The sequence below is a fragment of the Alishewanella sp. HL-SH05 genome (genome assembly GCF_052655985.1).
The window spans coordinates 1818347-1839540 of the sequence record NZ_CP199753.1 but is presented as its reverse complement, the minus strand read 5'-3'; the positions used below and the strand labels follow the sequence as shown (position 1 = coordinate 1839540).

Here is a 21194-nt window from a genome sequence, read left to right as displayed (position 1 = left end):
CAGCGTCTAATGCGCGTGCGCCGCTGGTTAAACCGTACACTGGTACTGCCCTTGATAGCGGTATTGCTGTTACTCTGTTTGCTGCTGTTTACGCAGCCAGGGCTGCGTTTTAGCGTGTGGATAGCCGATAGCTTGCTCGATGAATTAAGCATCGGCAAAACTGAGGGCGCTTGGTTAAGTGGGGTGAGCTTAGCAGATATTCGCTTTAAAAATGACATGGCAGATGTACAGCTTGAAAGCCTAACCTTTCGCCTGCAAAAACGCTGCATATTACAGTTGCGTGTGTGTATCCCTGAATTAAAACTGCACGGTAGTCGGATTGTTCTCGCTAGCCTTGAAGAAACCCACCCAGACACGGTGAGCACAGCACCCGCCGCGGCCAGCGGTTCAGGCCGTATTTTACTCCCTATTCCTATTAACATTAACCGCATCATTCTTGAAGATGTGGCTCTCAATACCCCGACTCAACAACTGACTTGGCAATCTTTTAGTACCACCTTGGTTGCTTGGGGCAGTCGAGTGCGTTTAAGCGAAACACGCTGGCATCAATTAAGTGTTGAGCTCGCGCCTGCAGCTACTGAAACCGCCGCATTAACCGGCTATCACGCGCCAGTATTACCCGAGATTTCGCTGCCGCTGTCGATCCTGATAGAAGATTTCCAACTGACAGAATTCAGCTTTAAGCAAGCAGCGTTGCATCAGCAACTGGCTAAGTTAACCTTGAGTGCGCAGTTAACCCCGCAACAAGTCCGGCTACTGGATGTCAGCGCCGAGCATCCGCTTGCCACTGTGCAATTCAGCGCCAATGTCGAGCTCAAACCTAACTACCCGCTACAAGCACAACTTGATGCAACGTTAAACCAAGGCGATTTTGCAGGACAGCGCTTAAAGTTAACACTCGGTGGCGATCTGGCGGATCTGTCGGTGTCATTGTTGGCTTCAGGGCCCATTACTGCAGAGTTACACAGCGAATTGGCGTTGTTAACCGATGATTTACCGTTGCAACTTAGCCTGCAAAGCCCCCAGTTAAGCTGGCCGTTAAGCGCACCGACTATGCAGTTGCACGACACCCAATTAACAGTGACTGGCCGTTTAAGTGCTTTAAACCTGTCCTTAGCCAGCGCCATCACGGGTAGCAACCTGCCCGACAGTCAACTGCTGCTGCAAGGTCAGTGGCAACATTGGCAACAACAACTTGATCTTGCCCAACTGCAATTGACGACCCTAGGCGGCATGATCAGTGCCGAAGGTTTACTCAACTTACAGCAGCAGATAGCTTGGCAATTAGCCCTAACCTTAAGCGATATCCAGCCGGGTCAATATTGGCCTGATTTCCCCGGTCGCTTGCAAGGCTCGCTGCAAACCCAAGGCAGCTATAACACAGCAGGACAACTTGAGTTGCACGTACCACAAGTAAACTTGAGCGGCCCATTACGTGATCAAGCACTGCAAATACAGGGCGAGTTAGCGCTAACCGGCCAACCCGCCAACGCCGATTGGCAGCTAACAACGCCGGGCTTAACCTTAAGTCACGGCAGCAATACGCTGAGTGTCCAAGGTTCACTGGCGGAACAATGGCAATTGGATGGCGAAATCACACTGCCGCAATTAGCAATGAGTATCCCGGGTTTAAAAGGTGCAATAAACGGTGCTTTATCAGTACGCGGTCTGGCGAAACAGCCTGATATTTCAATCGCACTTAATGCCAGCAAGCTCAACTATGAAGATTTTCTACTGGCCGAAGCGAACCTAACCGCACAGGTGTCTTTGGCGCAACCGATCCGCAGCCAATTGAAACTGAGCGCGACGAAGGGGCAATATCAACAACAACGTTTACAGCAATTATCGCTTGAGCTAAGCGGCACCGAGTTGGCACATCAATTAAAACTGGCGCTGACCGCGGATGAGTTCAGTACCGATATCAACTTATCAGGAGCCTTAACCGATCGCCAGCTTTGGCAAGCCGAGCTGCAACAAGTGGCCTTAACCAGCCCAGCAGGCGCTTGGCAATTAACAGCGCCGTTGCCTATTACCGTCGATATTATCAAGCAACAATTAAGCCTGGCCGCGCATTGTTGGCAGCAAGCCCCCACCACCTTATGTTTAACCGAAGCAACCACCTTAAACCGTGAAGCGATCAGCCTCAGCTTAACGCTAGCAGATTATCAATTATCACAATTAAACCCGCTACTGCCCTATCAATCGAGTTTAAAAGGCGGCATTTCACTGCAATTGGCCGCAAAATGGCAACAAGGCCAAGCCGCCAAGGCAACGCTACAATTAAACGGTGAACCGGGCAGTTTTACGCAACAACTGGATGTGCCGGTGACTCTAGATTGGTCGGCATTATCACTCACTGCTTCGCTCGAACAACATCAGCTACGCAGCCAACTTGAGCTGCGTATTGGCAAGGAGGGTGTGTTACAGGCACAAACCTTGATCAGTGATTTAAACCAAGAACAAAAACCGTTACGCAGTGAAATTACGCTACAAAACCTGACATTAGATTTTTTACGGCCGTTACTGGATGAATACAGCGAGCTGGCGGGTACCTTATCCAGCCAATTAAGTATCAGCGGTGATCTAGCTGAGCCGCAAATTGCCGGTGAGCTGCGCCTTGCTGATCTGCGGGTTAAAGGTAAATTAGCGCCAACCGATATTGAGCAGGCCGATTTACAAGTGAAGTTTACCGGTGAACAAGCCAGCTTAAACGGCATCGTCAACACCCCTGAAGGCCGCGTCACCTTAAGCGGTGATGCTAACTGGCAACAGCGTGAAGATTGGCGTTTAGCGGTGCAAGTTAAAGGGGATGAATTAAAACTGCAGATCCCACAAGCCTTACTGTTTGTAAAACCCGATCTGCAGATCACCGCCACACCCGGGCGCAGTAAAATAACCGGTGTAGTGCAGATCCCGCGTGCAACAATTATCGTTGATAGCTTGCCGCAAAATGCTGTGGGCTTATCCAACGATCTGGTGCTCTTAGATCGCCGCTTAAAACCCGTCAGCGAAGAGCAAGCGGCGGCTTTTGCCATTGAAACAGACATTCGCGTGCAACTGGGCCAAGCAGTGAATTTATCCGCATTTGGCTTAAAAACCCGTTTAAACGGTGACTTACGTGTACAACAGCAACAGTTTAACCCCACCGTGCGCGGTGAAGTGAACTTACAAGACGGTACCTTTCGTGCTTATGGCCAAGACTTATTAATCCGCCAAGGCAAAATGACGTTCAGTGGCCCCGCTGATCAGCCGTTTTTAAACGTCGAAGCTATTCGTAACCCAATTAATATGGAAGATGACGTGCTCGCCGGTATTCGCGTCACAGGTCCGGCCGATCAACCGGTGATTAGTATTTTCTCCGAGCCCTCCAAACCGCAAGCCAATGCCCTTTCCTACTTAATAATGGGTCGAGATCTCGACAGTGAATCAGGCAATGCCGCCAACAGCGTTACCACCAGCTTAATTGGCATGAGTTTCGCCTCCAGTGGCAAGCTGGTTGGGGAAATTGGCGAGGCTTTTGGGGTCAGTGATCTCACTCTGGATACTGAAGGTGCCGGTGATAACTCACAGGTTACCGTCAGTGGTTATCTGACCCGAGATTTACAACTAAAATACGGTATAGGTATTTTTCAGCCGATTGGCCAGTTTACACTGCGCTATCGCTTAATGCGCAGCCTGTTTTTAGAAGCAGTATCAGGCTTGGATAACGCTGTTGATGTGCTCTACAAATTTGAATTTGATTAAAGCAACTTATCAGTGAACCCCTTTTCGCCGTTGGCGAAAACGTTAAAGCTCTTGGTATCTGACCCCGAAGCTATTTAGCTAAGCGAATACCGCTCTGGTTTTTTAGTCCCCTTAGAGCGAGCCGACTGATCATCGGTGGCCAAGGTTTTAAGAAAACGGGTGTTTGAGTGCGGCGACGAAGCATAGCGCAAGTTACGTTTTGCCCTTGAACAACGCATGGGCAGTCGGGCTTTCGAGCGGAAGTGGGGTCGCAATTTCTTTGGATACTTTCTTTTGGCGACGCAAAAGAAAGTATCTCGCCAACGGCGAAAAGGTTAAGGGACTTGGTATCTGACTCCAAAGCTATTCCAAGCTATTTAGCTAAGCAAATACCGCTCTGGCTTTTATTCCCCTTAGAGCGAGCCGTCTGATCATCGGTGGCCAAGGTTTTAAGAAAACGGGTGTTTGAGTGCGGCGGCGGTAGCGCCGCGCGAGTTACGTTTTCGCCTTGGACAGCGCATGAGCAGTCGGGCTTTCGAGCGGAAGTGGGGTCGCATTTTCTTTGGATACTTTCTTTTGGCGACGCAAAAGAAAGTATCTCGCCAACGGCGAAAAGGTTAAACACTCCGTAAAGCTTCGACTGGAGCACGCGGTAAATACATCCGTGTACGCTCCTCTTTTTCATCCCTGAAAAAGACGTCTCCAGCCAAAGTTTACTTCGCTATTAACTCATCAATAGAGTCTTGGTATCTGCCCCGAAGCTAGTTACCGAAGCTGGGTAGTGTAATTCAGTTGCAATATCAGGTCCTATGAGTGCTACTAATTAATGCTGACTAACTTGTAATACCCATCACTGCATTTTGTTTAACCTTGCAGCAGTAAATGCGTATAACGCCCTAACGAGGCATACGGCTCTTGTTGATTGTATTGTAACTCAAGTGCCTCCAGTTCGCTGTATTGAGTGATTTGTAGCTGACGATCGCGTAAATAATCATGAAAACAGCGTACACCGCTTTTACTGATGACGCTGAAACCCGCTTGCTGACACCACGCCAGCACATCCGCTTGCAGTAACGGCTGCTGTGGGCTTAAGCGTACCGGTTTTTTCACTCGCATATCGGCTTTTACGTAATCAAAGTTGCCATACACAATATTACTAAAACGTAGCGCGTCTTTATTGAAAAACATCAGTGACAAAATGCCACCGGGCGCCAGCACTTGCCGTAATTGTTGAATTGCGCTAGCTGGATCAACCAACCACTCTAATACCGCATGACAAAGCACCAGCGGATACTGTTGCCCGGCAAGTTGACTGGTCAGGGTTTGTAATGGGCTATGGGTAAAGCGAAACTGTTGCGACAAGTTTGCCGCTGCAGCCTGCGCCTGTGCAATCGCCAGCATGTCGGCAGAAATATCGGTTAAGTGCACCTGATGCCCCAAGGCTGCTAGTCGCAAAGCGAGTTGCCCCTGACCACCGCCGACATCTAACACCGAACAAGGCTTAGCTAACAGCGATAGCGCCAAGAGATCGCGCATTAACACCGCTTGGCGTAACTGCCCCTTGCTGGTGTTATAAATGTTTTGCTGGAAACGCTCAGCTAATTGATCAAAATTACGATCGGTTAATTTATCGCGCATTGCGCCTCTTTGTCGGCAGGTTAAGCCGGGTTAGCAATATCAACAAAATGTACGGTTAAACCCAGCTCAGTGGCTAAATACTCACCCAAAGCTTTGACACCATAACGCTCTGTAGCGTGATGGCCTGCGGCAATAAAGTGAATGCCCAGCTCGCGCGCACAGTGAATAGTTTGCTCTGAGACTTCACCGCTGATAAATAGCTGTGCTCCGGCCGCCGCGGCTTGTTCGATATAGCCTTGGCCGCCGCCGCTACACCATGCTAATTTGGTTACAGCACCAATGCCCACATCTTCCACCAACAGGTCGCGCTGCAATTGTTCTGATAATAACGCCGCAATATCGCTTAGTGGCGTAGCTTTGGCTAACTCACCTTGTTGCAATACGCCAAGCGGCTCGACACCCAATACCGGTGTTGCAGCCTCGACATTTAAAATCTGGGCTAATTGCGCATTATTGCCTAAGGTTGGATGCACATCTAACGGCAAATGATAGCCCAGTAAATTGATGTCATGCGCTAGCAAAAGCTGTAAACGGCGTTTTTTCATGCCAACCACCATGGGCGCTTCATTTTTCCAGAAGTAACCATGATGCACCAAGATGGCATCGGCATTTAAAGCAGCCGCTTGCTCTAATAGCGCCATGCTGGCAGTGACACCAGTGACCACGGTTTGGATCTGTGTTTTGCCTTCTACCTGCAAACCATTAGGGCAATAATCTTTAATGCGCCCACTGTCGAGTAACTTATCCAAATAGTCGACTAACTGTTGGCGTTCAATCATGGCATTTTCCTATTTTTTGCTTCTATCCACTGCCCCATATAACGGGTACTTCGATAAGCATGCGATTGTAACATCTGGCCAGTAAAATTGCTGGCGCGTCGCTCTGCTCGCGTTAAAGCCGTTTCGATCAACAGCGGTTGTAATCGTTGCCAAAAATACTGAGCTTGATCAGTGTCAAACCGCGTAGCTAAAATGTGATAACCTTGCTGTTGCGCGCTTTGCCAAGCAGCAGCATCTTGATACAACTGACAGGCGGCAGCTGCCTGCTCGCTGCTAGTCTGAGCAATCTGACCGGCCCAGCCACTGTCGATGGCCATCCCCTCAGCACCAATAGGCGTCGTCACACTGGGTGTACCACATTGCATGGCTTGTAATAACTTACCTTTTAAACCGGCGCCAAAGCGCAGCGGTGCTAAACAGACTCGCGCTTGACGCATAACCTGCTCGGCATTATCTACCCAGCCTTTCACTAAAAAACCTTCTCGAGCATTATGTAAGGCGGTGGCTTTGGGTGGCGGATAGGCACCATAAATGTGTAATTCTGCTTGGGGTAACTGCGCTCGGATCTGCGGCCACAACTGCTGCTTTAACCACAATACGGCATCCCAATTGGGCGCATGCCGGAAATTACCAATACTGATAAAGTGATGGCGTTCAGCAAAGCCCGGAGCACTTGCAACCGGCTCAGTTTGCCAAAATGGGCAATAGGCCAGTAAGTTGGCTGGCAGCTGATAATGCTGTTGTAATAATTGCAGCTCATACTCAGAAATCACCAAGGTAAGATCACAACGATAAATCGCCGCCACTTCACGCATAGCAAGTTCATTGTTCAAGTCAGCTAGCTGCAACGGTCGCTGCTGCTTAACCGCGTCATGCCGTGCATGGCGCAGCGCATGCACGTCTTCCATATCAAGTAAACGTAAAGCTTGTGGGCAAGCCTCGGCTACGCGCCAGCCAAATTGTTCTTCTAGCATAAAACGATCGAACAATACGGCAGCAGGTTGTAACTCAGCGATCCATTGATCAAAACGGCTGTCGTTCAGTATAATGCTCTGCTCAGTAACACCAATACTTTCTAAAACAAAGCGATGCGGGCTTTTTTCCGCCGCACTGGCAAAGATGACCTGCCAGCCCTGCTGTTGAAATAACTGCAGTAAACTGAGCATTCGGCTCCCCGCCGCCGACGAATTGGGTTCAGGCCAAACGTAACCAATAATCACTAACAGTGGCATGTTGGCTCCTTTTCAAAAGGCCATATTCTACCTGCTAAGCCTGTAAATAGCATCTGTGTTGCCCACCCGTATTTCACTGGTGTTCAGATAAAAAGACATTGATTAAAATCAGGTGATTGGCTAGTGTTCATCATTATCAGCAACATCAGATTGTCTGCATCACATTGCGATTAGGGAATACGTCTTTATGTCACTGTTGCAAACAGTTAACGAAACGATACTGCTGTTTTTACCGCTAGCGGTTACGGCGATCATCGTCAGTGCAATCTTGTGGATCTCGCACGTCTTTTTAATCCAACACCATCAGAACGATGGCAATGAACGCCTTTTCCCACGGCAATTAGCCATGTTAGCGCTAACGCTGATGGGTGTGATAGCCATTGCCCTGGCGTTGCCGGTAAGTGATAGCTCTCGCAACCAAGTGATTGGGTTAATTGGTTTAGTTATTTCGGGGGTATTTGCGTTTTCTTCTAGCACTCTATTTTCGAATATTATGGCCGGTACCATGTTGCGTGTGACTAAACCATTTCGTACCGGTGATTTTATTCAAGTTGGGGAGCTATTCGGTCGTGTGGTAGAACGCGGTTTACTGGATACCGAAATCCAAACCGAAAACCGTGAATTGGTGGCGATCCCCAATACTCTTCTGGTCAGTACCGCCGTTACTGTGACGCGCAGCTCGGGTTGTATTGTCTCAACAACCTTATCTTTGGGCTATGATGTGCATCATGCTCAAGTTGAAACGCTGCTGCTGCAAGCAGCGGAAAATAGCCAGTTAACCGATCCCTTTGTGCAAGTGCTTGAACTGGGTAATTTCGCGATTACTTATAAAATCAGCGGTATGTTGGTTGATGTAAAAAGTTTACTCAGTGCTCGTTCAAATTTGCGCAAACAGGTTTTAGATGGCCTGCATGGTGAGGGTATCGAAATTATGTCACCCAGCTTTATGAGTCAACGTAAAGTGCCGGATGATGGCAAGGTGATCCCTGTGGGGCGCCAACCCATTACACCGAGTCACACTGAAAATGTGGCAGAAAGCGTCGTGTTTGATAAAGCCGAAGAAGCAGAGCAACGCGAGAACGCCAAAGCAGGCTTGCAGGCACAAATTGCCGAGTGTGAACAAAGGTTAGGCGATGCCAAAGATGAGCAAAAAGAACTGCTTCAGCAGCAACTAAAAATGCTAAAAGACCAGCTAAAAATATTAAATGATACCTCGGTTGAACAAGCCGAATCGCCTGCTCAATAAGCTTAAATCACACTTAGCGGGGTGCGGGTAGCACATACCAGTACACCGCCAAAAAGTGCAAAATACTACCGGCCATCACAAACAGATGCCAGATTAAATGATGCATGTACAAGCTTTTCCAAACGTAAAAAATGACACCAAACGAATAACTTAGGCCGCCGGCTAACAGCAGCATTAAAGCCCCCGGCTCTAATTGCTGCAGCATCGGTTTTAACGCCAAAACCGCCACCCAACCTAAGCCAAGATAAAGCGCCAGCGACAATTTTTTGTATTTCATCGCAGTGAGCCATTCTAGCAACACGCCGCCAATGGCAATGGCCCAAACCAGCGCAAACAACGCCAAGCCCCAATGCCCCCGCAAACTGACTAAGGTTATAGGGCTGTAAGTACCCGCAATTAAAATAAAAATTGCAGCGTGATCTAGCTGTCTAAAGCGAAACTTTAATACCGGATCCACCACCGCATGATACAAACAAGAACTGCTATACAGCAGCACCAAAGCACTGGCATAAAGTAGCGCGGCCACCCGCTGCCAAACATCCCCCTCTAGAGTATGTGAAAACAAGGCATAGCCACCGACACAAGCCAGTAAGGCACCAATACCATGGCTTAAACTGTGTAATTGATCTTCTAAACGGCTGTAATGACTCATAACATCTTAAAATAGGTGCGATAATGCAACTCATCTTACCAGCTTTATCGCTAATGCCTAACCACCGTCGACAATTTTAACTGTCTGTTCGTCTTTATTTACAGCAAAACACCCGCATATCCGCTTTACGGGGTTTCGCTTTGCTCGGCCTTTGCCGTAGAATCCGCCTACTTGTTTTGATGATTGATAATGGAGCGCTCTGATGTCAGAGATAAAACACAGCAAATTACTTATTCTTGGCTCAGGCCCTGCCGGTTACACGGCCGCCGTTTATGCCGCCCGTGCTAACTTACAACCGGTATTAATTACCGGTATGCAGCAAGGTGGTCAATTAACCACCACCACTGAAGTCGAAAACTGGCCGGGTGATGCGCATGGTTTAACAGGCCCAGCGTTAATGGAACGGATGCAGGCTCACGCAGAAGCCTTCAATACCGAGATCGTGTTTGACCATATTCATACCGTGCAATTACAACAGCGCCCCTTTATTTTAACGGGTGATAACGGCCAATACAGCTGCGATGCGCTGATAATCTGTACCGGTGCTTCGGCTAAATATCTAGGTTTAGAGTCAGAGCAAGCTTATAGCGGCCGTGGCGTTTCAGCGTGTGCTACCTGCGATGGTTTCTTCTATCGTAACCAAAAAGTAGCAGTGATCGGTGGCGGTAATACCGCAGTGGAAGAAGCGCTGTATTTAGCCAATATCGCTGCAGAAGTGCATTTAGTGCACCGCCGCGATACCTTCAAAGCGGAAAAAATCTTAATCGACCGTTTAATGGCTAAAGTGGCCAGCGGTAACATTATTCTGCACACGCACCGCACCTTAGAAGAAGTGCTAGGCGATGATATGGGCGTGAATGGTGTACGTTTAGCCTCAACCCAAGGGGAAGCGACTAAAGATATCGCCTTACAAGGCGTCTTTATTGCCATTGGTCATAAACCGAATACCGACATCTTCGCTGGCCAACTAGAAATGAATGGCGGCTACCTGAAAGTACACAGTGGTACTGAAGGCAACGCGACGCAAACCAGTATTGAAGGCGTTTTCGCTGCCGGTGATGTTGCCGACCATATTTATCGTCAAGCCATCACCTCAGCCGGTTCAGGCTGTATGGCTGCACTGGATGCTGAGCGCTACCTAGAACGCCCTTGCCAAATAAGCCATCCCCGTTAACACCTTAAACGTCTCAGAGTGAGGTCCAACCACACTCTGAGACTGGTCAGACCGCACTCTGAGACAGGTTGGACCACACTCGGACACTGGTCAGACCTTACTCTGAGACAGGTTAGACCTCACTCAGAGACAGGTTGGCGTTGTAACGGGGTTTTTAGCGCTTTTTAACCGGACATTGCTATGCCGATTTATTTGCCTGAGCTAACTGTTAATTCACTTGTTTTCCCCCCGGTAAGTCAAGCGTTGACCGAGCCGGATGGATTGTTGGCGATGGGCGGGGATTTATCGGTGGCACGGTTAACGTTGGCTTATCAGTCTGGTATTTTTCCTTGGTTTGCCGATGGCGATCCGCTGTTATGGTGGAGCCCGGGTACGCGTGCAGTATTTCCTCCTAACACGCTGCAATTAAATCGCACCTTGCGTAAACAATGGCAAAAATCCGATCTGCAGATTACCCTTAATCATGATTTTGCTGCCGTGGTGAAACTTTGCGCGGCCCCGAGGCCAAACCAAGCACAAACGTGGATCTTGCCTGATATTCAACAAGCCTATATTACCCTTCATCGACAGGGCTTAGCACACAGTATTGAAATCTGGCAACAGCAGCAGTTAGTTGGAGGGTTGTACGGTGTACAATTAGGCCAGCTGTTTTGTGGAGAATCGATGTTCAACCGTATCGACAATGGCGCTAAATTCGCGCTCGTTGCGCTACAACAACATTTACAGCGTTATGCACCGGGCTGGATTGATTGTCAGCTACCCAACCCTTTTTTATTAAAACAAGGTGCTAGTACCATGCCAAGAGCCGATTACCTCGAATTACTGCAACAACTCCGCACTCTGCCGGCTCCTGCAAAACATTGGCAAGCGCAAACCTTAACGTTGCAGTATTAAGGCGCTAAATGGAAAATATTACCTTACAATTTGGTTTAACGCAGCCGACAACCTGCAGTTATCTCCCTGAACAACAAGAACAATTAGCCGTATTAATTGGTCCTGAGCCAATTGAAGCCGATACCTATAGCCAACTCATCGCCTATAATTTCCGGCGCAGCGGGGATCAAATTTATCGACCGCACTGTGCAGACTGCAGTGCCTGCCAATCATTACGGATACTGGTGAGCGATTTTCAACCCAGTGCTACACAGCGACGCATATTAAATAAAGCACAGCGTGAACGTTGGCATTATAAACTGAGTGACGCCCCCCAAATTGATAGCGCAGAATACACCGAGTTATTTGCCCTATTCAGCCGCTATATCGCTTTTAAACATGCTGACAGTGTGATGTTTCCGGCTACAGATCAACAGTTACACTCGTTATTACATAGCTACTGGCAACCTATCCGCTTGTTAAAGCTGTATCAAGCTGATGTGTTAATGGCAGTCAGTATCATTGATGATCTTAGTGATAGTTTTTCCGCGGTTTATACTTTTTTCGCTGCTGAAGGGGCTCGGTTTTCACCGGGTAAGCTGGCGATTTTATATCTATTAGACTTCGCCGCGACCACCGATCGGCGTTTTGTTTATCTTGGCTATCAAATTGAAAGCTGCCAAAAAATGGCCTATAAGAGCGAATTTCGACCTCATCAGCGTTTTTTTAATGGTTACTGGCATTCATTTGCGTAAAAAAGCGCTTGCTGCTTTACTTATCGACGGCTTTTCGGCACAATCTGCGCTGTTTTTCGAAGGCACCCAATTTTTTATAGAGGCGAGTACGCTGAATGGCGAAAGAAGATGTAATTGAGATGCAAGGTACCATTTTGGATACCCTGCCAAATACGATGTTCAAAGTTGAACTAGAAAACGGTCACGTTGTGATCGCTCATATCTCTGGCAAAATGCGTAAGAACTATATCCGCATCTTAACTGGTGACAAAGTCACGGTTGAACTGACGCCGTACGACTTAACCAAAGGCCGGATCGTTTTCCGTCAGCGTTAAGCATTAGCCAAAAACGAACACGCTTTCGTTTATTGGACAAACCCGGCATTAGCCGGGTTTTTGCGTTAAATCATTTTTGATGACGAGTAATTAAACAAGCAGCCACTACCCGATTAGGCAGCAACTGCATTCTCATCAGGCATCCGCTAAAGCTTGGCTCGATTGATAATCAAACTGCAGCGCATCAGCAACTAAGCTGACTTTCACGTCGCCGCCACTGCTTAAACTACCAAATAAGATTTCGTTCGCTAACGGCTTTTTCAAATGCTCTTGAATTACCCGCGCCATCGGCCGTGCGCCCATTGCCGGATCATAGCCTTTGTCTGCTAACCATTGTCTTGCTTCGGCAGTTAACTCTAACGACACCTGTTTTTTATCTAACTGCACTTGCAGATCACAGATAAACTTATCAACGATTTGCAAAATAATGGCAGGATCTAAATGCTTAAACCAAATAATGCCATCTAAGCGGTTACGAAACTCAGGGCTAAAAGTCCGGTTAATCTCGGCTAACGCATCATGGCTATGATCTTGTTGCTTAAAGCCAATGGTTTTACGGATGGTTTCTTGTACACCCGCATTGGTGGTCATCACCAACACCACGTTTCTAAAATCAATCTTACGGCCATTATTATCGGTTAGGGTGCCATGATCCATAACCTGCAGCAGAATGTTGTAGATATCGGAGTGCGCTTTCTCAATTTCATCTAACAACACCACCGAATAGGGATGCTTTGACACGGCATCGGTTAACATGCCGCCTTGTTCAAACCCGACATAGCCTGGCGGCGCGCCAATTAAGCGGCTCACCGCATGGCGTTCCATATATTCAGACATATCGAAGCGTAATAACTCTACGCCCATCACTTTTGCCAATTGCTTGGTCACTTCGGTTTTACCCACACCGGTTGGCCCCGCAAATAAGAAATTACCGATCGGCTTTTCTTCATTGCCCAAACCTGAGCGAGATAAACGAATGGCCGAGGTTAATACATCAATCGGTTCGTTCTGACCAAACACCACCATTTTTAGATTACGATCTAAATTGGCTAACACATCTTTATCTGAAGCCGATACCGACTTCTCAGGGATGCGTGCAATTTTGGCAATAACTTGTTCAATCTCTGCCACGTTAATCGTTTTACGGCGCTTAGAGGCCGGTAATAAGCGTTGTGACGCACCGGCTTCATCTATGACATCGATGGCTTTGTCTGGTAAATGCCGTTCGTTAATGTATTTTGCCGATAACTCCGCTGCCGCACGCAACGCTTTTTGGGTATATTTAACGTTGTGATGTTTTTCATAACGCTCTTTTAAACCAATTAAAATACGCGTCGTGTCGTCAACACTCGGTTCTAACACATCAATTTTTTGGAAACGACGTACCAAGGCAGTATCTTTTTCAAAGATACTTTTAAATTCTTGATAGGTTGTTGAACCCATGCAGCGTAAACGCCCACTGGATAATAACGGTTTAATTAAATTCGAGGCATCCATAACGCCACCAGAGGCGGCACCAGCACCAATTACGGTATGAATTTCATCAATAAATAAGATGGCATTTTTTTCTTGTTCCACTTCTTTTAGTAACGATTTTAAGCGTTTCTCAAAGTCGCCACGGTATTTGGTACCGGCCAGTAACGCGCCCATATCCAATGAGTAAATCGTTGCATCAGCAATCACCTCAGGCACTTGTTGTTGCACAATACGCCACGCTAGGCCCTCGGCAATGGCGGTTTTGCCCACCCCGGCTTCACCAACCAGTAAAGGGTTATTCTTTTTACGCCGACATAAAATTTGTACCGCCCGCTCGACTTCGGCATCACGGCCAATTAACGGATCAATTTGACCATTTTTCGCTAATTGATTTAAGTTTGCGGTGAAGTTTTCTAAATAACGATGCTCATCAGTCGAGGATTCGCCCATATCTTCAGGGGGCGTATCGTCATGCTGCTCCAGCTTTTCGGTTTTAGCGATGCCGTGTGAAATGTAATTGACTACATCTAAGCGTGTGATATCGATTTTTTTCAGAAGATACACCGCCTGAGACTCTTGTTCTGAGAAAATCGCCACCAACACATTGGCGCCGGTGACTTCTGACTTACCTGAAGACTGCACGTGAAATACCGCGCGCTGTAAAACCCGTTGAAAACCTAAAGTAGGTTGGGTATCCCGCTCGAGTTCGCCTTCGGGTAATACGGGTGTAGTGGAGTCAATAAAGCTGGCCAATTCGTGGCGCAATTTATCAATATTAGCCCCGCAGGATTTTAACGCTGCTCCTGCTGCAGGGTTATCGAGTAAGGACAACAGCAGATGTTCTACTGTCATGAATTCATGACGACGGTCACGCGCGAACCTGAAAGCCGCATTCAGTGTCAACTCAAGATCTTTATTTAACATGCACTACTCCTAATCCACCTGAGTTAGATAATTCTCCGACCACAGTCGGTGTTCCCATTGGATTATGCTCGCTCCATGGTGCATAACAGCGGATGCTGATGCTCCTTGGCATAATCACTGACCTGCTGTACGCGAGTTTCTGCTATTTCTGCCGTGTAGATGCCACAAACAGCTTTACCCTCATAATGAACTTTCAGCATAATTTCTGTTGCCTGCTCGTACTGCAGGTTAAAAAACCGTGACAGCACATCAATAACAAAATCCATAGGCGTGAAATCGTCATTGTGCAAAACCACCTTGTACATAGGGGGTGGCGCCAGTCGTTGCCGCGTTAATTCTGCAATGTCATCAAAGTGTACGTTTGGATTGTTATTACCGCTCATAAATAAACTATAGCCATGCGCGCGCCATCCAGCAAAGGCGCTTCAATTAAAATTGCGTAAAAGTATTTAGCATATTTCAGCAAATACCTTGACTGTCTGTACAAATTATCTACATTAGATAGTGGAGCAACCAAAAAGCTCCTCTAACATGAAGCTCAAGCATACAGAATATAGCTAAACTTAGAGAAGGATGTAAGTAGTATGGCTACCGGTAAAGTAAAATGGTTCAATAATGCAAAAGGATTTGGATTTATCCGGGAAGATGGGCGCGACGAAGATATCTTCGCGCATTATTCAACCATCACCATGGACGGCTACCGCACGCTAAAAGCGGGTCAGGATGTCGAGTTTGACTTATCTGAAGGGCCTAAGGGCTTACATGCAGTTAATATCAAACTTCCTGGCGAAGAATAAGTAAGCGAACACGTTACGGTTATTTCGGTAAGTTCATTAGCCATAATGTTAGCTTGCCCCAATAACCGATGTGGCTTACTAAACTGCCCGAGTACAATCCACAACCTTGCTGAGCTGTTTCAGGTTCACAACGTTGGCTGTTCTCTCTACATTACAGTGACTACAGGCAGAAAAAAGGCGCTAACCCGAGGGTTGCGCCTTTTTGCTTAACCAAACAACTTGCCCAAATACTTACAGGGCAGTTAAGGCAGCGTTTAGTGTTGAACTTGGACGCATGGCCGCTGCAGCCTTGCTTTGATCCGGACGGTAGTAACCACCGATATCCACTTCACGACCTTGCACACCGTTTAACTCGGCCAATATTTGCTGCTCGCCAGACTGCAGAGCGTCGGCTAGCTTAGCAAAACGGCTGGCTAAAGCAGCATCCGCAGTTTGTTGCGCCATCGCTTGTGCCCAGTACATGGCTAAATAGAAATGGCTACCACGGTTATCTAACTCACCCGCTTTACGGCGTGGTGATTTGTCGTTATCTAAAAACTGAGCGGTGGCTTTATCTAACGTATCCGCTAAGATCTGTGCAACCTTGTTATCAGCAACTTGGGCTAAATGTTCTAACGACGCCGCTAACGCTAAAAACTCACCCAATGAATCCCAACGTAAGTGATTTTCTTGCACGAATTGCTCAACGTGCTTCGGTGCTGAACCGCCTGCACCCGTTTCAAATAAACCACCACCGTTCATCAATGGCACTATAGATAACATCTTGGCACTGGTACCCAGCTCAAGGATCGGAAATAAATCGGTTAAATAATCGCGTAATACGTTACCGGTTACCGAAATCGTGTCTAAACCTTGTTTCATACGCGCTAAGGTATGACGGGTTGCCTCTACCGGCGACATGATTTGAATATCTAAACCATCAGTGTCGTGATCCGCTAAATAAGCATGCACTTTCTTGATCAATTCAGCATCGTGAGCACGTTGGTTGTCTAACCAGAAAATGGCTGGCGTGTTGCTTAAACGTGAGCGATTAACCGCTAATTTAACCCAATCACGGATCGGCTCATCTTTTACTTGGCACATACGCCAAATATCACCGGCCGCCACTTTATGGCTGAACACGGTTTCGCCTTTGCTGTTGGTTACCACAACAGTGCCTGCCGCGGCGATTTCAAACGTTTTATCGTGTGAACCGTATTCTTCGGCTTTTTGCGCCATTAAGCCAACGTTAGGCACTGAGCCCATAGTACGAGGATCAAAAGCACCGTTTTGCTTACAGAAGGCAATAGTCTCTTGATAAACACCGGCATAGCAACGATCAGGGATGACCGCTTTGGTATCTTTTAATTGACCATCTGGACCCCACATTTGACCTGAGCTACGGATCATCGCTGGCATAGACGCATCGATAATCACATCGCTTGGCACGTGCAGGTTGGTGATACCTTTATCAGAGTTTACCATCGCCATGGTGGGTTTATCCGCATACAGCGCGGCAATATCAGCTTTAATCGCGTCTTGTTCAGCTTGAGGTAACTGCGGTAACTTGGCGTATAAATCGCCGATACCGTTGTTAACATCTAAACCCAATTGAGTAAAGGTTGTGGCGTATTTTGCGAAAATTTCTTTGTAGAATACTTTAACCGCATGACCGAACAAGATTGGATCCGACACTTTCATCATGGTGGCTTTTAAGTGTAACGAGAACAACACGTCTTGCGCTTTGGCATCTTCAATCTCAGCGGCGTAAAACTCGCGTAAGGCGGCTACGCTCATCATGGTAGCATCGACTACTTCACCGGCTAATACTGGCACTTTTTCTTTAAGTACTTGTACGCTGCCATCGGCTTGCTGCAGGCTGATTTTTAACACATCCGCTGCCGCCATAGTGGTAGATAATTCAGAGCCATAAAAATCGCCGGCACTCATGTGGGCAACGTGTGATTTTGAGCTGCTGCTCCAAGCACCCATGCTGTGCGGGTTTTTACGCGCATACTGCTTAACCGAAGCCGGCGCACGACGATCCGAGTTACCTTCACGTAAAACCGGGTTTACGGCTGAGCCTTTGATCTTGTCATAACGCGCTTTGACGTCACGTTCTTGCTCGGTTTTTGGCTCTTCTGTGTAATCAGGTAAAGCATAACCTTGCGCTTGTAATTCTTTTATCGCTGCTTTTAATTGCGGTAATGAAGCGCTAATGTTCGGTAATTTAATAATGTTGGCGTCTGGCTGTTTGGCTAATTCACCCAATTCAGCTAAGTCGTCGTTGATCCGTTGCTCTGGTGTCAAAAACTCAGGGAAGCTGGCAATAATCCGACCTGACAATGAAATGTCGCGGGTTTCAACCACTACGCCGGCAGCGGCAGAGAACGCCTCGATAATTGGCAATAAAGACTGGGTCGCCAGTGCTGGCGCTTCGTCAGTTATGGTGTAAATAATTTTTGCACTTTCATTCGACATGTTAGTTCCTGTATTGTAATCGACGGATCGCATTGACAGGGCCATTGCCACCCGAGTGTGGAAATTGTTTTAAACGCAGCCAAAAAACCGACTGATTATATCAGCATCAATCAGATTAAAACAGGCGCAGTATGACCGACCAGTAAATGTTCTAATTCACGCGTTAGGATACTTACTGGTAACGGCGGCGGTTTGCCCCAGATTAACGTCGAGAATTTGTGTGAAAAAATCAACATCAGCAGCCCAATCCAAACATAAGGGCTTTTTCAAAAAAAACAATGGCGAGAGTGTTACAACACCGATCTTAGTGCTTTTTAATAAGCCTTTTGATGTGTTAAGCCAGTTTACCGACAACAGTACCCCACCGCGCGCTACGCTGGCAGACTATATTGATATTCCAGATGTGTATGCGGCAGGTCGCTTAGATCGAGATAGTGAAGGCCTGTTATTACTGACCAACTGCGGTAAAACCCAGCAACGCATCAGCGATCCGAAATTTAAAGCCCCTAAAACCTATTGGGTACAAGTTGAAGGTGACATTAGCGAACAGGCACTGCAGCAATTGCGCCAAGGTGTGCAACTGAAAGATGGCCTCACCCTGCCCGCCCAAGCACAACGGATGGCCGAGCCCGAGCTGTGGCCTCGCACCCCAGCCGTGCGTTATCGCGCTAATATTCCAACCAGTTGGCTAAGTTTAACCATTAGCGAGGGCCGTAATAGGCAAGTTAGACGGATGACCGCTGCGGTCGGCTTTCCTACGCTGCGCTTAGTGCGCTGGCAAATTGGTGATTGGCAACTGGCCGATCTAGCACCGGGTATGAGCCGTACTATCCCGCTAACCCGTTAAACGGCTATATTAAGGGCTATTTGCTTTACAGGATGACACTGCATGAGTAGAAATCGATTACATTTGACCGTGGCTGCGGTTATTCAGTATCAAGGCCGTTTTTTATTTGTGGAAGAGCAAGACAAGCAACACGGTCATAAAGTCCTGAATCAACCGGCTGGACATATGGAAGAAGATGAAGATGTACTCAGTGCCGTATGTCGCGAAGTGACAGAAGAAACCGGTTTAATACTCACGCCTACCGCTTGGCTTGGCATCTCACAATTAGCGGCAAGTAACGGCCATACTTATGTGCGGATTAACTTTTTATTTGAACCCGACTCGCTACCGCAACACTACCAACCGCAAGATAACGATATACTTGCCTTGCATTGGCTTAGCGCCGACGAATTACGCCAGCACCCCGTGCCAGCACGCAGTCGACTGGTGCATGATGCCATCAATAGCTACTTACAAGGCACTCGGTTGGCACTTAATCTGATTGAGCCGCTGCGTTAGCATTTTGCCCGACTAAATTTGGTGGTATAATCCGCGCCTTTAATTTTCAGCTCAGTTAAGTGCGGTGTCATGTCAGATAACAGCAGTAAAAAAGTCATCGTCGGAATGTCTGGCGGCGTAGATTCCTCAGTATCAGCCTGGTTACTTATACAACAGGGTTATCAGGTTGAAGGCCTGTTTATGAAAAACTGGGAAGAAGACGATAATGACGAATACTGTGCTGCCGCCGAAGATATGGCCGACGCGCAAGCCGTGTGCGATAAGCTCGGCATTAAGCTGCACAAAGTCAATTTCGCCGCTGAATATTGGGATAACGTGTTTGAGTACTTTTTGGCTGAATACCAAGCCGGTCGCACGCCAAATCCCGATATCATGTGCAACAAAGAAATCAAATTTAAAGCCTTTCTTGAATTTGCCGCTGAAGCCTTGCAAGCCGATTATATTGCTACCGGTCATTATGTGCGCCGCCGCTTTCAAGACGGCCATTGGCAAATGCTGCGTGGTTTAGATCAAAATAAAGATCAAAGTTACTTTTTATACACACTCGCTGAACAGCATATTGCGCAAACGTTGTTTCCGGTAGGTGAGCTAGAAAAGCCGGCCGTGCGTGCTATTGCAGAACAACAAGGCTTGATCACCCACGACAAAAAAGATTCCACCGGTATTTGTTTTATTGGCGAACGCAAATTTAAAGATTTTCTACAACAATATTTACCGGCACAACCAGGCGACATTGTCAGTATTGATGATCATAAAGTGATTGGGCAACACGATGGCTTGATGTATCACACCCTTGGCCAACGTAAAGGCTTGCGTATCGGCGGGCTTCGTGATGGCAGCGACGAACCTTGGTATGTGGTGGGTAAAGATCTTCAGAAAAATCATTTATTAGTGGCACAAGGCCATGACCATCCGGCCCTGTTGTCTAGCGGCTTAATTGCCACGCAATTAGACTGGGTTGATCGCACAGGGCCGCAACAACCGCAGCGCTTAACGGTGAAAACTCGTTACCGTCAAACCGACATTGCTTGTTTGGTTACGCCGTTGTCTGAAGGTCGGTTAAAAGTCGAATTTGATCAGCCACAAAAGGCCGTTACTCCAGGTCAGTCTGCCGTATTTTATTTAAATGAAGTCTGTTTGGGCGGCGGCATTATTGATGAGGCGTTAAACTAAATGGAAGCATCGTTACAAACTCAATTAATTGCTTTAGCGGGCCTGTGCCAAGCAGTAAAATTGGTGCAAACGGTTGCTCGCAGCAGCGAATCGCAACAAGGTCAATTAGCCATTGCGCTTGGTAGTGTTGTTAATCTTAACCCGGCTGAGCCGCTCGATATTTATGGCGGTGAGATGCAAAACTTGCGGCAGGGTTTTGAACTCATTATCGAACAACTTGCTGATAAACCAAAAAAAGATGTCGAATTAACCCGCTATTTAGTCGGCGTATTAGCGCTAGAGCGCCGTCTGAATAAAAACAGCAAGAATATGCAGCAGCTCGGCAATCAGTTACAGCAGATGGACCGTCAGTTACAGCACTTTACCGTAACAGACGAAAACATAATCGCTAAGTTAGCAGACATCTATACCGAATGTATCAGCAGCTTGGGGGCCCGTATTCAAATTTACGGTCAACCCGACTTACTCAGTCAAAACAGTGTGCAGCATAAGGTACGAGCATTACTGCTAGCCGCCGTGCGAGCAGCAGTGCTTTGGCGTCAAGCAGGTGGAAGCCGGCTGCATTTTGTTTTTAAGCGACGTAAATTATTAGCTGCGGCAGAAGCCGCATTAAACAGTATCTAACTAAGCACG

18 protein-coding genes are annotated in these 21194 nt (G+C 47.4%); 11 read left to right on the top strand and 7 right to left on the bottom strand.

Annotated features, from left to right (window positions below; all coding sequences use genetic code 11):
• Window positions 1–9: 9 nt before the first annotated feature.
• Window positions 10–3744, top strand: a complete 3735-nt coding sequence (gene tamB, locus ACUJFL_RS08385; protein WP_445428988.1) for an autotransporter assembly complex protein TamB — start codon at window positions 10–12, stop codon at window positions 3742–3744.
• An 843-nt stretch (window positions 3745–4587) separates the two neighbouring features.
• On the opposite strand, the gene ACUJFL_RS08380 is transcribed toward tamB, so the two are convergent.
• From ACUJFL_RS08380 to ACUJFL_RS08370, 3 genes are read right to left on the bottom strand one after another with little or no spacing between them, the layout of a single operon-like run.
• Window positions 4588–5361 (bottom strand): methyltransferase, encoded by a 774-nt coding sequence (locus ACUJFL_RS08380; protein ID WP_445428987.1) that lies wholly within the window; start codon window positions 5359–5361, stop codon window positions 4588–4590.
• A 20-nt stretch (window positions 5362–5381) separates the two neighbouring features.
• On the bottom strand, window positions 5382–6140 hold the full coding sequence (locus ACUJFL_RS08375; RefSeq protein WP_445428986.1) for a Nif3-like dinuclear metal center hexameric protein: 759 nt from the start codon (window positions 6138–6140) through the stop codon (window positions 5382–5384).
• Window positions 6137–7372, bottom strand: coding sequence for a glycosyltransferase (locus ACUJFL_RS08370; RefSeq protein ID WP_445428985.1), 1236 nt, complete (start codon window positions 7370–7372; stop codon window positions 6137–6139). Before ACUJFL_RS08370 ends, ACUJFL_RS08375 begins: the two co-directional genes overlap by 4 nt.
• Before the next feature lie 187 nt (window positions 7373–7559).
• Between ACUJFL_RS08370 and ACUJFL_RS08365 the strand changes: the two genes are divergently transcribed.
• Window positions 7560–8618, top strand: coding sequence for a mechanosensitive ion channel domain-containing protein (locus ACUJFL_RS08365; RefSeq protein ID WP_445428984.1), 1059 nt, complete (start codon window positions 7560–7562; stop codon window positions 8616–8618).
• 13 nt (window positions 8619–8631) lie between these two features.
• Here the strand turns inward: ACUJFL_RS08365 and trhA are convergent, their stop codons facing one another.
• On the bottom strand, window positions 8632–9270 hold the full coding sequence (gene trhA / locus ACUJFL_RS08360) for a PAQR family membrane homeostasis protein TrhA (RefSeq protein ID WP_306176639.1): 639 nt from the start codon (window positions 9268–9270) through the stop codon (window positions 8632–8634).
• Window positions 9271–9472: 202 nt separating this feature from the next.
• Between trhA and trxB the strand changes: the two genes are divergently transcribed.
• The 4 genes from trxB (at window position 9473) to infA (ending at window position 12386) form a co-directional block, all read left to right on the top strand.
• Window positions 9473–10444, top strand: coding sequence for a thioredoxin-disulfide reductase (gene trxB, locus ACUJFL_RS08355; RefSeq protein WP_445428983.1), 972 nt, complete (start codon window positions 9473–9475; stop codon window positions 10442–10444).
• Between the two features lie 180 nt (window positions 10445–10624).
• Complete coding sequence (gene aat, locus ACUJFL_RS08350) at window positions 10625–11338, top strand: leucyl/phenylalanyl-tRNA--protein transferase (protein ID WP_445428982.1); 714 nt, start codon at window positions 10625–10627, stop codon at window positions 11336–11338.
• An 8-nt stretch (window positions 11339–11346) separates the two neighbouring features.
• Window positions 11347–12072 (top strand): arginyltransferase, encoded by a 726-nt coding sequence (locus ACUJFL_RS08345; RefSeq protein WP_445428981.1) that lies wholly within the window; start codon window positions 11347–11349, stop codon window positions 12070–12072.
• 95 nt (window positions 12073–12167) lie between these two features.
• Entirely contained in the window at window positions 12168–12386 is a 219-nt protein-coding gene (infA, locus tag ACUJFL_RS08340) for a translation initiation factor IF-1 (protein ID WP_008610216.1), read from the top strand.
• A 135-nt stretch (window positions 12387–12521) separates the two neighbouring features.
• Here infA and clpA read toward each other — a convergent pair whose 3' ends face one another.
• Together clpA and clpS are read right to left on the bottom strand one after the other, a co-directional pair.
• Window positions 12522–14786 carry an ATP-dependent Clp protease ATP-binding subunit ClpA gene (gene clpA / locus ACUJFL_RS08335; RefSeq protein ID WP_445428980.1) on the bottom strand — a complete coding sequence of 755 codons (2265 nt, stop codon included), beginning with the start codon at window positions 14784–14786 and terminating at the stop codon, window positions 12522–12524.
• A 62-nt stretch (window positions 14787–14848) separates the two neighbouring features.
• Entirely contained in the window at window positions 14849–15169 is a 321-nt protein-coding gene (clpS, locus tag ACUJFL_RS08330) for an ATP-dependent Clp protease adapter ClpS (protein WP_226750934.1), read from the bottom strand.
• Window positions 15170–15370: 201 nt separating this feature from the next.
• Here clpS and cspD point away from each other — a divergent pair, with 201 nt between their 5' ends.
• Window positions 15371–15583, top strand: a complete 213-nt coding sequence (gene cspD / locus ACUJFL_RS08325) for a cold shock domain-containing protein CspD (protein WP_226750933.1) — start codon at window positions 15371–15373, stop codon at window positions 15581–15583.
• Between the two features lie 231 nt (window positions 15584–15814).
• On the opposite strand, the gene ACUJFL_RS08320 is transcribed toward cspD, so the two are convergent.
• Window positions 15815–18043, bottom strand: a complete 2229-nt coding sequence (locus ACUJFL_RS08320) for an NADP-dependent isocitrate dehydrogenase (protein ID WP_445428979.1) — start codon at window positions 18041–18043, stop codon at window positions 15815–15817.
• Between the two features lie 220 nt (window positions 18044–18263).
• Between ACUJFL_RS08320 and ACUJFL_RS08315 the strand changes: the two genes are divergently transcribed.
• From ACUJFL_RS08315 to hflD, 4 genes are all read left to right on the top strand, one after another.
• Window positions 18264–18890, top strand: a complete 627-nt coding sequence (locus tag ACUJFL_RS08315; protein ID WP_306176646.1) for an rRNA large subunit pseudouridine synthase E — start codon at window positions 18264–18266, stop codon at window positions 18888–18890.
• 42 nt (window positions 18891–18932) lie between these two features.
• The gene (locus ACUJFL_RS08310) at window positions 18933–19388 is read left to right on the top strand and encodes an NUDIX domain-containing protein (RefSeq protein WP_226750931.1); all 456 of its coding nucleotides are present in this window, start codon (window positions 18933–18935) and stop codon (window positions 19386–19388) included.
• Window positions 19389–19457: 69 nt separating this feature from the next.
• A complete protein-coding gene (gene mnmA, locus ACUJFL_RS08305) occupies window positions 19458–20561 on the top strand; it encodes a tRNA 2-thiouridine(34) synthase MnmA (RefSeq protein WP_226750930.1) in 1104 nt (367 codons plus the stop codon).
• Window positions 20562–21185 carry a high frequency lysogenization protein HflD gene (gene hflD / locus ACUJFL_RS08300; RefSeq protein ID WP_226750929.1) on the top strand — a complete coding sequence of 208 codons (624 nt, stop codon included), beginning with the start codon at window positions 20562–20564 and terminating at the stop codon, window positions 21183–21185.
• Window positions 21186–21194: the final 9 nt, after the last annotated feature.

Bases quoted from the DNA above. Each gene is read 5' to 3' on its own strand.
- ACUJFL_RS08380 (WP_445428987.1), bottom strand. From the start codon at position 5,361: ATGCGCGATAAATTAACCGATCGTAATTTTGATCAATTAGCTGAGCGT.
- ACUJFL_RS08345 (WP_445428981.1), top strand. From the start codon at position 11,347: ATGGAAAATATTACCTTACAATTTGGTTTAACGCAGCCGACAACCTGC.
- hflD (WP_226750929.1), top strand. From the start codon at position 20,562: ATGGAAGCATCGTTACAAACTCAATTAATTGCTTTAGCGGGCCTGTGC.
- cspD (WP_226750933.1), top strand. From the start codon at position 15,371: ATGGCTACCGGTAAAGTAAAATGGTTCAATAATGCAAAAGGATTTGGA.
- ACUJFL_RS08370 (WP_445428985.1), bottom strand. From the start codon at position 7,372: ATGCCACTGTTAGTGATTATTGGTTACGTTTGGCCTGAACCCAATTCG.
- ACUJFL_RS08320 (WP_445428979.1), bottom strand. From the start codon at position 18,043: ATGTCGAATGAAAGTGCAAAAATTATTTACACCATAACTGACGAAGCG.
- tamB (WP_445428988.1), top strand. From the start codon at position 10: ATGCGCGTGCGCCGCTGGTTAAACCGTACACTGGTACTGCCCTTGATA.
- mnmA (WP_226750930.1), top strand. From the start codon at position 19,458: ATGTCAGATAACAGCAGTAAAAAAGTCATCGTCGGAATGTCTGGCGGC.
- ACUJFL_RS08310 (WP_226750931.1), top strand. From the start codon at position 18,933: ATGAGTAGAAATCGATTACATTTGACCGTGGCTGCGGTTATTCAGTAT.
- infA (WP_008610216.1), top strand. From the start codon at position 12,168: ATGGCGAAAGAAGATGTAATTGAGATGCAAGGTACCATTTTGGATACC.
- ACUJFL_RS08375 (WP_445428986.1), bottom strand. From the start codon at position 6,140: ATGATTGAACGCCAACAGTTAGTCGACTATTTGGATAAGTTACTCGAC.
- ACUJFL_RS08365 (WP_445428984.1), top strand. From the start codon at position 7,560: ATGTCACTGTTGCAAACAGTTAACGAAACGATACTGCTGTTTTTACCG.
- trhA (WP_306176639.1), bottom strand. From the start codon at position 9,270: ATGAGTCATTACAGCCGTTTAGAAGATCAATTACACAGTTTAAGCCAT.
- aat (WP_445428982.1), top strand. From the start codon at position 10,625: ATGCCGATTTATTTGCCTGAGCTAACTGTTAATTCACTTGTTTTCCCC.
- trxB (WP_445428983.1), top strand. From the start codon at position 9,473: ATGTCAGAGATAAAACACAGCAAATTACTTATTCTTGGCTCAGGCCCT.
- clpS (WP_226750934.1), bottom strand. From the start codon at position 15,169: ATGAGCGGTAATAACAATCCAAACGTACACTTTGATGACATTGCAGAA.
- clpA (WP_445428980.1), bottom strand. From the start codon at position 14,786: ATGTTAAATAAAGATCTTGAGTTGACACTGAATGCGGCTTTCAGGTTC.